General features: G+C 66.0%; 12 protein-coding genes. 6 read left to right on the top strand and 6 right to left on the bottom strand.

Features of this window, described 5'->3' with window-relative positions; all coding sequences use genetic code 11:
* Positions 1-54: 54 nt before the first annotated feature.
* From BGP17_RS04995 to BGP17_RS04980, 4 genes are all read right to left on the bottom strand, one after another.
* The gene (locus tag BGP17_RS04995) at positions 55-1,206 is read right to left on the bottom strand and encodes a tetratricopeptide repeat protein (RefSeq protein WP_286711212.1); all 1,152 of its coding nucleotides are present in this window, start codon (positions 1,204-1,206) and stop codon (positions 55-57) included.
* Positions 1,207-1,378: 172 nt separating this feature from the next.
* Positions 1,379-3,118 carry a vWA domain-containing protein gene (locus tag BGP17_RS04990; RefSeq protein WP_286711211.1) on the bottom strand — a complete coding sequence of 580 codons (1,740 nt, stop codon included), beginning with the start codon at positions 3,116-3,118 and terminating at the stop codon, positions 1,379-1,381.
* A 105-nt stretch (positions 3,119-3,223) separates the two neighbouring features.
* On the bottom strand, positions 3,224-3,769 hold the full coding sequence (locus tag BGP17_RS04985; protein ID WP_286711210.1) for an RNA polymerase sigma factor: 546 nt from the start codon (positions 3,767-3,769) through the stop codon (positions 3,224-3,226).
* Positions 3,770-4,436: 667 nt separating this feature from the next.
* Positions 4,437-4,796, bottom strand: coding sequence for a hypothetical protein (locus BGP17_RS04980; RefSeq protein ID WP_286711209.1), 360 nt, complete (start codon positions 4,794-4,796; stop codon positions 4,437-4,439).
* 72 nt (positions 4,797-4,868) lie between these two features.
* On the opposite strand from BGP17_RS04980, the gene BGP17_RS04975 reads away from it, so the two are divergent.
* Together BGP17_RS04975 and BGP17_RS04970 are read left to right on the top strand one after the other, a co-directional pair.
* On the top strand, positions 4,869-5,897 hold the full coding sequence (locus BGP17_RS04975; RefSeq protein WP_286711208.1) for a YDG domain-containing protein: 1,029 nt from the start codon (positions 4,869-4,871) through the stop codon (positions 5,895-5,897).
* Positions 5,897-7,597 carry a ShlB/FhaC/HecB family hemolysin secretion/activation protein gene (locus BGP17_RS04970; protein ID WP_286711207.1) on the top strand — a complete coding sequence of 567 codons (1,701 nt, stop codon included), beginning with the start codon at positions 5,897-5,899 and terminating at the stop codon, positions 7,595-7,597. Before BGP17_RS04975 ends, BGP17_RS04970 begins: the two co-directional genes overlap by 1 nt.
* A gap of 12 nt (positions 7,598-7,609) precedes the next feature.
* Here the strand turns inward: BGP17_RS04970 and BGP17_RS04965 are convergent, their stop codons facing one another.
* Positions 7,610-7,759 carry a hypothetical protein gene (locus tag BGP17_RS04965; protein ID WP_286711206.1) on the bottom strand — a complete coding sequence of 50 codons (150 nt, stop codon included), beginning with the start codon at positions 7,757-7,759 and terminating at the stop codon, positions 7,610-7,612.
* 442 nt (positions 7,760-8,201) lie between these two features.
* A complete protein-coding gene (locus BGP17_RS04960; RefSeq protein WP_286711205.1) occupies positions 8,202-9,149 on the bottom strand; it encodes an XRE family transcriptional regulator in 948 nt (315 codons plus the stop codon).
* Positions 9,150-9,306: 157 nt separating this feature from the next.
* Between BGP17_RS04960 and BGP17_RS04955 the strand changes: the two genes are divergently transcribed.
* From BGP17_RS04955 to BGP17_RS04945, 4 genes are all read left to right on the top strand, one after another.
* Positions 9,307-10,494 (top strand): nucleotidyltransferase domain-containing protein, encoded by a 1,188-nt coding sequence (locus BGP17_RS04955; RefSeq protein WP_286711204.1) that lies wholly within the window; start codon positions 9,307-9,309, stop codon positions 10,492-10,494.
* Positions 10,495-10,496: 2 nt separating this feature from the next.
* Complete coding sequence (locus BGP17_RS23915) at positions 10,497-10,949, top strand: type II CBASS E2 protein (RefSeq protein ID WP_502688448.1); 453 nt, start codon at positions 10,497-10,499, stop codon at positions 10,947-10,949.
* Positions 10,950-11,124: 175 nt separating this feature from the next.
* Complete coding sequence (locus BGP17_RS04950) at positions 11,125-12,195, top strand: SAVED domain-containing protein (protein WP_286711203.1); 1,071 nt, start codon at positions 11,125-11,127, stop codon at positions 12,193-12,195.
* 136 nt (positions 12,196-12,331) lie between these two features.
* The gene (locus tag BGP17_RS04945) at positions 12,332-13,186 is read left to right on the top strand and encodes a restriction endonuclease (RefSeq protein WP_353681863.1); all 855 of its coding nucleotides are present in this window, start codon (positions 12,332-12,334) and stop codon (positions 13,184-13,186) included.
* Positions 13,187-13,669: the final 483 nt, after the last annotated feature.

The raw sequence follows: 13,669 nt of genomic DNA, 5'->3' as shown, positions 1-13,669 counted from the left end.
CCGGCCGGCACGGCTCCGGGGGCGGCAATTCCGTGCCCCGGCCGCCGGGCCGGTTCAATCCTCCAGCGCTTCATACCGCGTATCGAGTTCCCGGGCGCGCGCCATATCGGCGTCCGCGCCGCGTTCGTTGCCGCGCATGCGGCGGACGAGACCCCGATTGTAATAGCCGCGCGCTGCATGCGGTGCATAGCGCACGGCGAGATCGAAATCCGCCTCCGCGCGCGCGAGGTCGCCTTCCTGGCCATGGGCCAGGCCCCGGTTGAGATAGGCGAAGGCGAGTTCGGGCCGCACCGCAACGGCTTGGTCCAGCGCACCGATCGCGCCCTGCCAATCGCCTTGCCATGCCCGCGTCAGCCCGTCCGCCAGCCGCGCGGCCGCGACGCCGGCGTCTCCCTTCGCGCCGGGATCGACCAGCCGCTTGCAGCCGCGCAGGCTCCGTTCCGGATCCTGGACCGTGCAGGCATTCCAATCGCCGCGCCGGGCGGCCCTGCGGGCGCGGGATTTGCGTGCGGTGGTTACGATGATCTCGCCGGCACCGGATTCGGCTTCACCGGCCACGGTAACGGGCGTGCCCGTGGCCGCGGAGGGTGCGGCGAGCCTTCCGCCGGTGACGACGATCGGCGCGCTCGGCAGCGGTGCAGGCCGGGCCGCGGCCATCCTGGCGTGTGGCGCCGCCGGGGCGGGCGCCGCATCCTGCTGCGAGGATGCCGCCAGGTCCTGGCTCGCAAAGGGAGCATAGCCTGTCGTGGGAGCGGCTTGCCGGGGTTCCGCTTGCGCCTCTGCCTGGGGCTCCGGCTCCGGCCTTGCGGCTGCGGAAGGGGGCGTGGGAGGCAAATGCGGAGAGGCCCGCCGGATCGGGACGGGGCGCTCGGGTGCCGGGGCCTGGGGCCGCGCCGGCCCGGTCGCCACCGTCCGTTCGATTGCCGGCACGGGCCGACCGGGGGCTGGCGGCGTCTCGGCCTGTCTTTGCAGGGCGAGGGGAATCGCAATCACCGCGACGAGCAGGATGGATGCGAAGGCGCCGATCTGCGTCCGCTGGCGCCACCGGCGGACAGGTGCCGCCGGCTGGCCGGGCGGGGTGGTTGCAATCGGTTGCTCATCGCCGTCGAACCTGCGCATGGCACGCGCGATCGCCGCACTGCGCCCGCCAGGGCGTGGCGGTGGCGGCTCGGGCAGCAGCCGGGCGATATCGTCGTCGCGATCCATTCAGGCCTCCATGCCGGCGGGGCGGCAAGTGCCGAAGCCGGAAGGGGAGCGGAGGCTGGGTACGGGCATTGGGCGATCTATAGCGGCAATATCGGCCAGGTCGAAGGCATGATCGCGCACGGCCGTAGCCTCGTGAAGGTGCCGCCGCCTGGCGGCGGCACCCATCGAGTCATCATTGGAGTGCCGCCATCGCATGGGCGGTCTTGGCCGCGCGGACGAGCTGGATGAACTCCGAGCGATAGCCGAAACCATCTTCTCCGCGCGCCGCGCTTGCCATGCCCAGGACTTCATCGAAGCCGAGCTGGCCATTGTAGCGCCCGCCGCGCAACAGCTCGGCGAAGCCCGCCACCGCGGCCGCGAAGCGCGCGTCCCGGGGCGCGTCCTCGAACCGGGCGAAGGTGGTGCCGCGATCGATCGGCGTGGTGAGGAGGCGGCTCGTGTCGGACTTGGGCAGCTTGTAGCGGATCTTGACGAAGCCCAGTTCGTCGCTCCGGGCGCCTGCCGCGACAGGCGCCTGCTCCGCGTAGCGCAGGTCGCCGATGGCGCGCGGTCCGCCGACCGGAGTCACTTCGTAGATGGCCGTCACGGTCTGGCCGGATCCGACATCGCCGGCATCGACCTTGTCATTGTCGAAGTCGTCGCGGTTCAGCATCCGCGTCTCATAGCCGATCAGCCGATATTCGGAGACGGCGCGGGGATTGAACTCGACCTGGATCTTCACGTCCTTCGCGATGGGGAACAGCGTCGAGGTCGCTTCGTCGACGAGCGTCTTCCGCGCCTCGCCGATCGTGTCGATATAGGCGGCCGCGCCATTGCCGTTCTGGGCGAGCGTCTGCATCAGCGCATCATTGTAATTGCCCATGCCGAAGCCCAGCACCGAGAGGAACACGCCCTTGCCGCGCTCGCGCTCGACATAGCCCTTCAGCTCATTGTCGCTGGTGATGCCGACGTTGAAGTCGCCGTCGGTCGCCAGGATCACGCGGTTGACGCCCTTGGGATCGAAGTTCTGCTCGGCGAGCGCATAGGCCTGGCGGATGCCTTCGGCCCCCGCCGTGCTGCCGCCCGCACCCAGCCGGTCGATCACGGCCAGTATCTTGTCCTTGCTGCTCGCCGGAGTGGGCTCGAGCGCAGTGCCCGCGCTGCCGGCATAGGTGACGATCGCCACGCTGTCCTTGCCGTCCAGCTGGTCGAGCAGCATCGCCAGCGACTGCTTGACCAGGGGAAGCTTGTTGGGCGCGTTCATCGAGCCCGATGTGTCGATCAGGAAGACGAGATTGGCACGCGGACGGGACGCGCGCTGGATCTCATATCCCTTCACGCCGATCCTGACGAGCTTGCGCCCCGGCGACCAGGGGCTCGGGAACACGGCGACATTGGTGCTGAACGGCTGGTCCGCGGTGCGCGCGGGCGCATAGTCATAGGGGAAATAATTGACCATCTCCTCGGTCCGCACCGCTGCCGGCTGCGGCAGGACATTCTGGTTCAGCGACGCGCGTACGAACGAATAGGAGGCGGTATCGACGTCGAGCGAGAAGGTGGAGACGGGCTCTTCGCGGACGATCTTGAAGGCGTTCTGCTGCGTGGCGGTGAACTTGTCGCGCCCGGTGTCGCGATAATAGGGGGGCGCCGGCATCGGCTCGGCCCGCGCGACATAGCCGCGGCTGCGGGCTGCGGGTGCGAAGGCGGGCGAAGCGGACGACAGGGCCGTGACCGGCGTCGCGGAGTCGCGGCGGCCTGCCACGCGCGAGCCGGTCACGACTATGTTCTGCGCTTCCTGCGCGGTCTTCGCCTCGGGTGCCGGCGCGGCAGCGGCCGGATCGGGAATCGCGGCGACGCGCCTGTCGGAATCGGTGCAGGCTGCGACCAGTGCCAGCATGAGTCCGGTGGCGAGCGCCTGGGACAAACGGGGCATGTCTTTCTCCCTTGGTTACAGCGGGCGAGATCGTCCGCATCCCCCTTGGACGCGCGGTTCCGGGAGATCCTTGGGCGAGGATCGGAATTTTTCCGCGCGGACGGATCAGTCGTCCGCGCCCGGCTTCCCGGCGACCATCCGCCGTACTTCGTGCATGCGCCACGAGACCGTCGCCTCCGCCACGCCGAGGATCGCGCCGGCCTCGGCATGCGTCAGCTGCTGTCCGGCGACGAGAATCGCAGTGTCGCGATAGGCCGGGGGCAGGCGGGCGATCGCGCTCTTCACCCAGAGCGCGTCGTGCAGGTCGCGCCCGTCCGGCCCCCGCGCCAGCCCGGCCAGCACCGCAAGCCGCTGGGCGACGCCCCCGAACGACCGGCGGCGACGGTGCACGTCGCGGCAGGCATTGAACACGATGCCGCACAGCCAGGTGGAGAATTTCGCCTCGCCGCGAAAGCTGCCGATCCGCTCCACCAGCGTGCAGCACACATCCTGGGCGACGTCTTCGGCATCGGCACGCGAGCCGGTCAACTGCCAGGCCAGGCCATGGATGCGGTCATAGTGGCGCTCCACGAGCAGCCGGAACGCCTCGCGTTCGCCGGCGACCGCGCCGACCAGGAGGTCCGCATCCGGATCGGCAGGGTGCATCTTCATGGCCCCAGCAGGCCTGGCCGCGGCGGAACAGCGGGGTCGCATCGATTCCCGGAACTGTGCGGCGCTCTTTCCCCCGGCATGTTGCGCTATTTGCCTCAATCCCGGCTGTGGCGCCATCGGGCATCAGAAGCCGGCCTTCGAAGGCGAGGCCTGAGCGCGGTCGAGCGTGAGTAGGTTGCTACAAGGTGCAGGATTATGCGTGTGCGAACCGCGCTGCGGCGTGCGCCCGGAAGCGCCAGGTTGAGAACCGTGGATAGATGGGACGGTGTTCGAAAGAATGACGCCACGTGCGATTGTCGCACATGATCACAACACGGGCTGGGACGAGGCTTACAGGCTGTGTTAGCGCAATTTTGCAAAGAGACAGTTTTCACCAACATTGAAATGAGACTCTTCGGTAGGCGTCGTGCGGCAGAGCACAGCGCTGCCGCCTCCATGCCACCGCCGCCGCGCGGATCCAAAGCGCTGGCGGCGGTGGTGGCATGGAGGCCTGCCGATCGGTTTGATGATAGCAAGGACGGAAAATGGACCCGCTGCGAACGCAGCGGGTCCGGTCTAGGATAACTTAGGATAGAACGCGGCGCACGGTGAGCTGACGCTCTCCCGCGAAAACAATCATTGTACCATCGGACCGAATCTCGACGAGAGACACTGCCGGTTCTCCCGCTCAGCGCAGCTGCTGACGAAGGAAGCGCCGGAACGCCAGCGTTTCGGTGAACCGCACGACCGGCAGCCTTGCACGAAATCCGGCGACTTCGACGGGACCACGATCGTAGATCCCGTCCTGCTGCTCCGGGGGCGCTACGGCTACCTTTGCCTCGTACAGGTTGCACCAGTGCCCATCGTGCCAGCTTTGATCGAGACCAAGCCCGAAGGGATTCGCAGGCCGCCACAGTGGGATATCGTTGCGGCGATGGCTCACGATTCCGGTCTCGATGCCGAGCCCGAGATCGGTGTTGCGGTCGCAAACGACGCGCAGCAGCGCCTCGCTGGAATCACCGAGATAAGTCGCATGCTGGTCCGTCAAAATTCGAACCGGACGGCCGTGGCCTGGAGCACATTATGTGCTCTAAAAGGCGTCACCGTTTCCCGGCAGCCGATGCTCGACGTGCGTGAGACGATCCGCGCGGGCGCGCGCACCGTGACGGCGATCCTGGCGAGCCAGGACTTCGCGGCGAATGCGGGCACGCTGCTCGGAAACTATGTACTGCCCGTCAGCGCGAGCGGCGCCGGGCAGATCGACCGCGCCTTGCTGACAGCTGCGATCGTCAACACGCCGACCAAGACCTATGACGGCACGACGCTCGCCACGCTGACTGCCGGCAATTTCGCGCTTACCGGCTTCGTCGCCGGGGAAGGCGCAATGGTCACCCGCAATGCCGGGATCTACAGTTCCGCCAACGCCGGGGCGCGTACCGTCACTACCAGTCTGGTCGTTTCCGATTTCGCCGCGAACCAGGGCACGTTGCTGTCCAACTATATCCTGCCGGCCGGGGCGACCGGCGCGGGCCTGATCAACCGGGCCGACCTTGTGGTCACCGTCACCGGCAACCCCACCAAGCCCTTTGACGGTAACACCAGTGCCACGCTCGGCGCATGGGACTTCACCATCGGCGGCTTCGTACCGGGAGAAGGGGCGATCATCACCGAGACCCATGGCAACTATGCCAGTGCAAGGCCCGGGACTCATCAGGTGAGCGTATCCCTCGATCCCGGGGACTATTCGGCGAGCCAGGGCACTTTGCTCTCGAACTACAATCTGCCTTCGGTTGCGGTCGGCCCGGGCGAGATTACCCGGTCGGGCACTGCCTGCGCGGTCCCCTATGCCGCCGATTGCGAGCTCAACGGGCTGGCCCAACTGTTCGGCGTGCCGCGCTTCTACATCCCCTATCCCTCGGCCTACACGCCGTATTTCGCGCGGACCAACGGGCTTGCCGGCCTGCCGGGCGTGCTGCGCCAGGCGAGCGTCACTCCCATTCCGGGCGGCCTGCTGATCCGCACCGGCATGCCGACGATCAACTCGCCCGAGGCGATCCTGATGCAGGGTGAAGCGGGCAAGACCTTCACGATCCTCTTCCCGCCCGAGCAAACCCCAGCGCCGCTCGATCTTGAGGAGACCAAGCCCTGATGCGCCGCCTTGCATGCCTGTCGTTGGCCGCGCTCGCCGCCGCGACTCCCGCTGCCGCCCAGGATTTCAAGCGCGTAGTCCCGAAGCTGCCGCCGGCGCCGGCGCCGGCCGAGGTGAGGGTCCCCGATCAGGCCCCGCCGCCGGTGGACGATCAGACGGTGCTGGTGCCCGAGCTCAAGGGCGTTGTATTCGTCAACGGCACCGCGGCGGTTCAGCCTGTCGCCGACATGCCCGGCGGCCTGGCCGCACCGGATCTGCCGCTGCTTCAGACCCCCGAATTCGCTGCCCGCGTGCGATCCTATCTTGGTCGCCCGCTCACCCGCGCAGGACTGAACGCGATCGCCCAGCTGGCGCGTGACGCGTATCGCGCCGCGGAACAGCCTTTCCTGGAAGTCAGCGTGCCGCCGCAGAATGTGCAGTCGGGCGTAGTGCAGTTCGTAGTCACGCCCTACCGCGTCGGCGAGATACGCGTGACCGGCAACAAGCATTTCTCCGGCCGGCTGATTCGCGGGATGGGCGACTTGCACAGCGGTGAACAGCTCACGCTGCCGCGGCTGCGCAAGGCTCTTGACGACTATAACCAGAATCCCTTCGTCACGATCAATGCCATCGCCAGTCCGGGCGCGGAGACAGGGGTGACCGACATCAATCTCGAGGCGAAGGAGACCTTTCCGCTTCGCGTCTATGGCTGTTACGACAATCAGGGCACGGCGCTGCTGGGGCGCGACGAATGGTACGTTGGTTTCAACTGGGGGAATGTGCTCGGCACGGGGCAGATACTGTCCTACCAGTTCACCCGCAGCTTCAAGGGCCGCTATACCTCGCATTCGGTGAGCGACACCGTGCCGCTCGGCCCGGACGATCGGCTGCTGTTCTTTGGCGCCTATGCGATCCAGGATCCCGATCTCGGCCCGATCTTCAAGAGCAAGGGGCATTCGGGGCAGATCAGCGGCCGCTGGGCGCATGATTTGCCGGGCTCGACGCGCGTGAAGCATAACCTCCAGATCGGGGTGGATTACAAGCGCACCGACAACAACCTGGACTTTCTGGGTTTCCGCATCCTCGATTCCGCGGTGGAGATATTCCAGATTCCCGTCACCTATAACGGCACCTTCATTGATGGCGGCGGCCGCACCGTGGTCGACGCAAGCTGGACCTTCTCGCCGGGCGGAGTGACTGCGCACAACAAGGATGCAGCGCTCAACCTGCTCGTGCCCTATTCGGACGCGACCTATGGCTATGGCCGCATCTCGGTGACGCGCACCACTTTCCTGCCCAAGGGTGTCACTTGGATCGTGCGCGGCATGTTCCAGGGGGCGACGGGCAACCTGCCCAACAGCGAGCAGCTCGGTGGCGGCGGCATCGGAAGCGTGCGCGGCTATGATCCAAACACCGCGCTCGGCAGCGAAGGCTTGCTGCTCAGCACCGAGCTGCGCACGCCGGTCTTCCATCTGCTCGACAAGAAGATGGACGATTATCTCCAGTTCGGCGTGTTCGTGGACTATGCCAGCCTGTGGCAGCCCACGCCCTATCCCGATCTCCCGCATCGCGACGAACTGGCCAGCATCGGCTTCAACGTGAACTACGGGATCGGCCGGCATCTCGACCTGCAGCTCCAGGTCGGGCGCCAGCTGAAGCGGGCGCCGTTCGAGACCGAGAAGAAGACGCGGGCGTCGATCATCGCGACCATCGGGTTCTGAGCCGATGCCGTGCTATGCGGTGGGGCGATTGGGTTGTTGTTGCCTTTCATTGCCGTGGACGGATGGATCGATACCCGCCTTGCGCAGCAGTTCCTCGGGATCGCACCCCTTCAGGACTGCGCCTTGCAGCAGGCGCTCCACTGCAATGCCATCCAGAGCCAAGCCACAGCTTCTGACTGCATGAACGGCGAATCGCCGAGAGCAAGGCCGCCCAATACTCCAGCCCATCCCAACGGGAAGAAGACTGCGCCAGCGACAGCGCGATGACGGAACGAGAGCCATCTGGGAAAGAGAAGCAGAGCGCTAATCAGTGCGATTGCGCCTGCCCACCCGCCTGCTTCGCTCCAATCCATTGGCGATATCTGAACGAGCAACCGATTGTCTGCAATCGGGGGCTTAGCTGACGTTCGATCTCGGGTTCGCAGTGTCGGCGGCTACGCGCCCCAATCGCGGCCGTTCGTCGGGCACTCCGTCGATCCCGAAAGCCGACGTTCGTTCAGTCCGTGGCTCGAGAAACTGAGACTGTCGCTTTCGAGCACCGGCGCCATCCCAAAGCACGCCAACGCATATTCTATTGCAGGTGAGATACTTCGGGACGTCGACCCTAATCGGTCGACAGCACCACCGCGCGGCCGAGGTGCTCGCGCCACAGACCCAGACGCTTAATGCGATAATCGACGAGCTCCGGCGAGGTGCCGAAATGGGCAGCGATCTGCCTGGAGGACCGGCCCTGGCGGACCGCCTCCTGCACCGCGCCTTTTGGCAGGAGCGAGGCGGAGGCCAGGTAGTAGGCGTCGTGCTCCTCGGTGCGGTCGTAGGTTCGCCCGTAGGCCTCCGCGACGCGCGCGACCTTGGTCAGGCGGTGCCCCATGAGAATATGCCAATACTCTTCCAGCAGGGTGACGCGCTGCCGCTCGGGCGTGTGACAGTCGTTGAGCAGCACGACCCACCTCCCGGCGTCGGCATTGAGCGGGACGCTCATGGCCGACCATTCGGAGCAGGCCTCGTCCCGCAGCCGGCGCATCGTGCGCGCGTCGAGGCAGCCGGTCTGGGTGAGCTGGGCGACATAGATGCCTTCCACCCTGATCCTCAGCGAATCGAGTGGCTGGCCGTCCTTCAGCCCGAGGTCCGAGCGGAAGCGCTCAGCGATGTCCTCAAGCTGATCCTTCGGTGTCTCGGCGTGCGGGTCTGCGTCGGCGAGGCCACCCGCAGCGGCGTCCGGGTCACCGTCATCGTTAGAGCTGTGCTCGCGCCGAAGGCAGATAGCGGCGCGTAGCAGTGCCTGGACGGTGCCAGACTGCACGTTCTTCATCGCGCGGAAATGGACAAGCGCGACGTGCTCGAGGGCCAGCCCGGCGGCCTCGGCGTCGGGGCCGAGCCACTCGATCAGCCGAATCTTAGAGTTGTTGTCGGGCGAGCCGTCGCCCCGCTCGATCCGGGCGAGGGTCGAGAAGCTGACCCCAACCTCGTTTGAGAGAGCCCTAAGGCTGAGGCCCGCTGCCTCGCGCTTAGCCTTCACGGCCATGATCAGAGCTTGGTCAGACTTGTCCATTCTTCCTCGTGCGATTCACACGCATTGACACAGGCCGACACCCCATGCAGTCTGTGGCGGTGACACAGAATCGCACATAGAGCCCCGGAAAGGAAGCTCCTTCGGCGACTGGTGTCTGCGCCGCGCAACGGTGCGGCGGAACGACGGGAGTCGCCCGATGCTGATGGACTTTAACGAACAGTTCCGCCGTGCCCGCCTCACCGGGGCGCTGGAAGTAGTGTGCGAGCAGCTGGAGCTCACTGCAACGCAGTACGAGGAGGCGAAGACGCGCTACGACGGCGTCAGCCGGTGGCTCGCGGGATCTTCCCATCCCGCGCTCGCCGGTGTCAGCATCTACGTTCAGGGCTCCACTGCCATCGGCACGACTGTGAAGCCAATCGGCCGTAACGAGCACGACGTTGACTTGATCGCGCGCCTCCAAGCGGCAGCGCGCGGGTATCCGCCGGCGCTGGTCAAGAAGATGATTGGCGACCGTCTCAAGGAGCACGGGGTCTACGATCGGCTGCTCGAGGAGATGTGCCGCTGCTGGCGGCTGGACTACGCCAACGAGTTTCACCTAGACATTACGCCGTCGATTCCCAACCCGGCCTGCGCCAACGACGGTGAACTCGTACCCGACCGCGAGCTGCGCGACTGGAAGCCGTCTAACCCGCGCGGCTACAAGGCCGCGTTCGAGCGCCGCGCGGAGCTGCGACCACGCATGCGTCTGCGGAAGTCGCTTCAGTTCGATGAGCGGGCGGCCGCGTCAATCGAGCCTTATCCGGAGGCGGGCGGTTTCAAAGGCGTGCTGCGGCGCTCAGTGCAGATTGCGAAGCGACATCGAGACGTTCACTTCGAGCGTCGGCCCGGCGAGTGTGCGCCTATCTCGGTGATCGTGACGACGCTGCTGGCGTGGAGCTATGAGCACTGCGTCGCGCGCATGGAGTTCGAGGACGAGCTCGACGTCCTGACCGCCGCCATCGCGGGAATGACTAACTTCGTCGAGCACCGCGATGGCCAGTGGTTCATCTGGAACGACACCACACCGGGTGAGAATTTCGCCGAAAAGTGGAACAGCCACCCAGATCGCGCGGCGTCCTTCTTCGCCTGGCATCGCAAGCTAGTCAACGACATCGCCGTCTTGCGATCAGTAGAGGGGCTGGATGGGATCGCGAGGCAGCTCAACGAGGCGCTCGGCGAGCGGCCGGCGGAGATCGCCGTCGCGCATCTAGAGAAGTCGGTGTCCGCGCCTCGCGCTGCCGGCGCGCTTCGCTACGGTGCGACAGGGCTGGCGGCGAGCGCTCCCGCCCTAGTAGCGCCGCGCGCTTCCGCCGCAGTCCCGCGGAACACCTTCTTCGGCACTTAGCGATGCAGCCCCGCCCCCTCACTCCAGCGCAGCAATACGCGGTGCTCGCATCGAGCCCGATTTGCCGGGGCGAGGGTACGCTGAAGCGGGACCACCTCACCTGGCGCTTTGGTGCGAGGCCCTCGCCTCTGAGTCGGCTCTACAGCTTACGCATCGAGTATGGACCGCATGGGCCGCCCGACGTGTTCGTCGACGCGCCCGACGTCTACGAGCTCGCCGGCGGGCGGCGTCTTCCCCACGTCTACTCGCAGCAGCCCGTAGAGCTCTGTCTGCACTTGCCCGATGCTTTCGAGTGGAGCCGGAGCGACCGGCTGGACTTGACCGTCGTGCCATGGTCGGCGCTTTGGCTCTTCTATTTCGAGGAATGGCTCTGGTCGGACGACTGGAAGGGCGGCGGCGTGCACCCTGGTGAGAGGGATCGGCGGCGTGGCCTACGGCGGCGGATAGCGCGGTGACGCCAAGCGCGCCCGACGCAGCCTCCATGATCGAGCTCGTCCATGGCAAGCGTGGAATCGGCTGCGCCGTCCTGCTGATTGTGAGGCTCGACTGGTGGTGCGCGATCGCAAGATCCTGCACCATGTTTCGCCGAGACATGGCACCCTCGAGGGGCGACATCGCGGAGTGATGCACTTGCTCGACTATTTCCTGCGTTCGCTCATCGACTGGGTATTCCGTCGGCGCTCCGTCGGCGTCACCTTGATCCGGATCGGCGTGCCGCTCTACGCGCTAGTTCTGATCAGCCTAACTATTGGCATCACCATCCCGACCGAAAACGGCCCCTTCATCTTCAGCTGGGACACGTCCGGGGGATCGGCGGCGTTGAGCTGGGGCGTGTTCCTCGCCGCGACAGCGATTGTCGCGCTCGGCTTCCTTCTGGTATTCCGTGACATCCAGCGCGAGGGCCGAGAGAAAGTCATCGTGATCGAGGCGCGCGGGCTGCGAGACTGGCAAGGCGAGCCCTTGGAAAAGGCCGTGCCGCTCTCCGTCAAGGGGCGCCGCGAGCAGGTGATGATCGACGTTCGGCAGGGCCTCGTCGATGGCAAGATCGTCAGCCCTCAGGTCGCGCTTCGACGCCTATCGAGCCTGCCGGATGATATTGCGCGCCGACAGGACGGCCTCGACCGCGCCGACATATCGTTCGTGCTCGGGGGGCTTGCTCCAGTGCCGCTTCTGTTCCTGCTGGGAGTCATCGTCGATGACGAATCCCGCACCCTCATTATGGACTGGGACCGCAAGAGCCATCTTTGGCGGCCGCTCGAAGAGGCGGACGACGGCAAGTGCTTCGACGTGTGCGGTCTTGAGGCAATCGCCACCGGCGCGGCGCGCATCGCCCTTTGCGTCTCGGCCTCCTATGATGTGCTAGAAGCGGATGTCCGCTTGGTCGAGCCTGCGGCGCCGATCATCCAGATGGATTTGCGGGACCGATCCACCGCGTCGCACTGGTCCGAGCACAAACAGCAACGGCTGGCCGAGCAGTTTCTCGACGTGGTGATGGCGCTCGCGCGCCGTGGCGTGACGGACATTGCCCTGTTTCTGGCGGCTCCAGCGAGCCTCGCGTTGAGACTGGGCACCGTCTATGACAAGCGCAACCTGCCGCGTCTGACGGTCAACCAGTATGAGCAGGGCGACGCGAGGAAGTTCCCCTGGGCTGTGCGCATGCCGGTTGCGGGTGTGCCCGAAGCGGAACTGGAGCAGCGCTGAAGGCGGCAGGCGCCGTCCGAGCGCGCGCGCTCGTGACAGCTGGCCGCGACGCCAGTAGGATCTTGCCGTGACTAAGGCCGCTATATCCGATCGTCCCGGCCAGCGCTTTCAGGACTTTATCGCGCGCCTCGAACAGATGCTTGCGCACCGCGAGGGTTTGCTGGTGCGGTCTCCCGAGCGGCTTCGGGACAAGGATACGGGCCGGCTTCGCGAGCATGACGTCGTTATCACGCGGACCGATCATCATGGCATGTCGCGCACGGCGATCGAGTGCCGCGATCATAGACGGGCCGTGGGTGTCCCGCAGGTCGAGGCCTTTGCCAAGAAATGCGAGAAGACGGGCATTCATCGGGGCATCATCGTCTCGGCGAGCGGCTTTACGCGGACCGCGCGGACCAAGGCGGCAGCGTTAAACCTCGCCTGCATGGACCTCGCGCAGGCCCTGACCTTCGACTGGATCGGCGCCGTCAATCTAGTGTGCCAATATTATGAGCTGGTCGCACTCGACGTCGGTATCGGGATCCAGCGAGATGGCGCCGAGCCGGTCCAACCTGTCACCGTCCACGAGGCCGACGGTTCGTTCTATACCGGCGCCGACTTGCGCGACGTGATCTTCAACCAGTTACCGTCCGAGGTGCGGGCGATTGAGCAGAGCCAGATCTTCGAGGGCAGGCTCACCGTCGCGATGGACGGGCGCTATGTGCTCGACGCGACCGGCACGCGCTTCGCTGCGCGCGATGCGGCAGTGCGCTATATACTGCGGGTCGACGTGGCGCATCGCGAGATCGAGCTCCACAGGTATGCGGGCGAAGAGGGCGCGTTGGAGATCGCATCGGGCGAGTTCGCGTTCCCAGACGCTCGGGCCACGGTTGCGCTGGTCAAATCGCCGAGCGGCTTGATGGGCTATGTTATCTCGACCAACGCGTTCGCCCATTGCGTCCAGATCGGCGACGCGCCGTTGCGTAGGCTCGAACCGAACGCGGTTCCCTGAAGTAGAGGCCCCTCTGGTCCGGGGCGGCCGAAGACTCACGGACGTCCCTCGCGCTCGCGTTAGCGCAGGCGTTTGACATAGACGCCATCGACGCCGTTGTCCGAAGCCCCTGAATGGAGCGGCGGAGCGCCGCCGAACAAGCGCGATCGCGCTATCTTCCATTGGGCGTCATGCCCTCAACCGCAGCAGATAACTGAAGCGCCGATAGTCGAACCCGCGGCGCTCCGCCGCCAAGTCACACAAACGCGCCCGCAACTGCGCCACATTAACCCTTGTCGACTGATAGGAGCTTGGGACCGAGCACGGCGTCCCGAACGTCCGCCTCTGGATCCTCGCTGCCACGAAGCGGCCCGACCGCTCTCGGCCCAATAGCTGCCTCTTCAATGCTGACGTGCTCCCCTGAAACTCCTCCAGTTTGAGCTAGAGTCCTTCATTGAGGAGGACGGAGATGAAGCGCAGCAGGTTTAGCGAGGAGCAGATCAT

It is taken from the genome of Sphingomonas sp. 67-41 (assembly GCF_001899725.1).
Taxonomy (GTDB): Bacteria; Pseudomonadota; Alphaproteobacteria; order Sphingomonadales; family Sphingomonadaceae; genus Sphingomonas; species Sphingomonas leidyi.
This window is presented reverse-complemented; position numbering and strand designations above follow the sequence as displayed.

Excerpts from the sequence above, each read along its gene's own strand:
- BGP17_RS04995 (WP_286711212.1), bottom strand. The coding sequence starts at position 1,206 with ATGGATCGCGACGACGATATCGCCCGGCTGCTGCCCGAGCCGCCACCG.
- BGP17_RS04990 (WP_286711211.1), bottom strand. The coding sequence starts at position 3,118 with ATGCCCCGTTTGTCCCAGGCGCTCGCCACCGGACTCATGCTGGCACTG.
- BGP17_RS04985 (WP_286711210.1), bottom strand. The coding sequence starts at position 3,769 with ATGAAGATGCACCCTGCCGATCCGGATGCGGACCTCCTGGTCGGCGCG.
- BGP17_RS04975 (WP_286711208.1), top strand. The coding sequence starts at position 4,869 with ATGCTCGACGTGCGTGAGACGATCCGCGCGGGCGCGCGCACCGTGACG.
- BGP17_RS04970 (WP_286711207.1), top strand. The coding sequence starts at position 5,897 with ATGCGCCGCCTTGCATGCCTGTCGTTGGCCGCGCTCGCCGCCGCGACT.
- BGP17_RS04960 (WP_286711205.1), bottom strand. The coding sequence starts at position 9,149 with ATGGACAAGTCTGACCAAGCTCTGATCATGGCCGTGAAGGCTAAGCGC.
- BGP17_RS04955 (WP_286711204.1), top strand. The coding sequence starts at position 9,307 with ATGCTGATGGACTTTAACGAACAGTTCCGCCGTGCCCGCCTCACCGGG.
- BGP17_RS23915 (WP_502688448.1), top strand. The coding sequence starts at position 10,497 with ATGCAGCCCCGCCCCCTCACTCCAGCGCAGCAATACGCGGTGCTCGCA.
- BGP17_RS04945 (WP_353681863.1), top strand. The coding sequence starts at position 12,332 with ATGCTTGCGCACCGCGAGGGTTTGCTGGTGCGGTCTCCCGAGCGGCTT.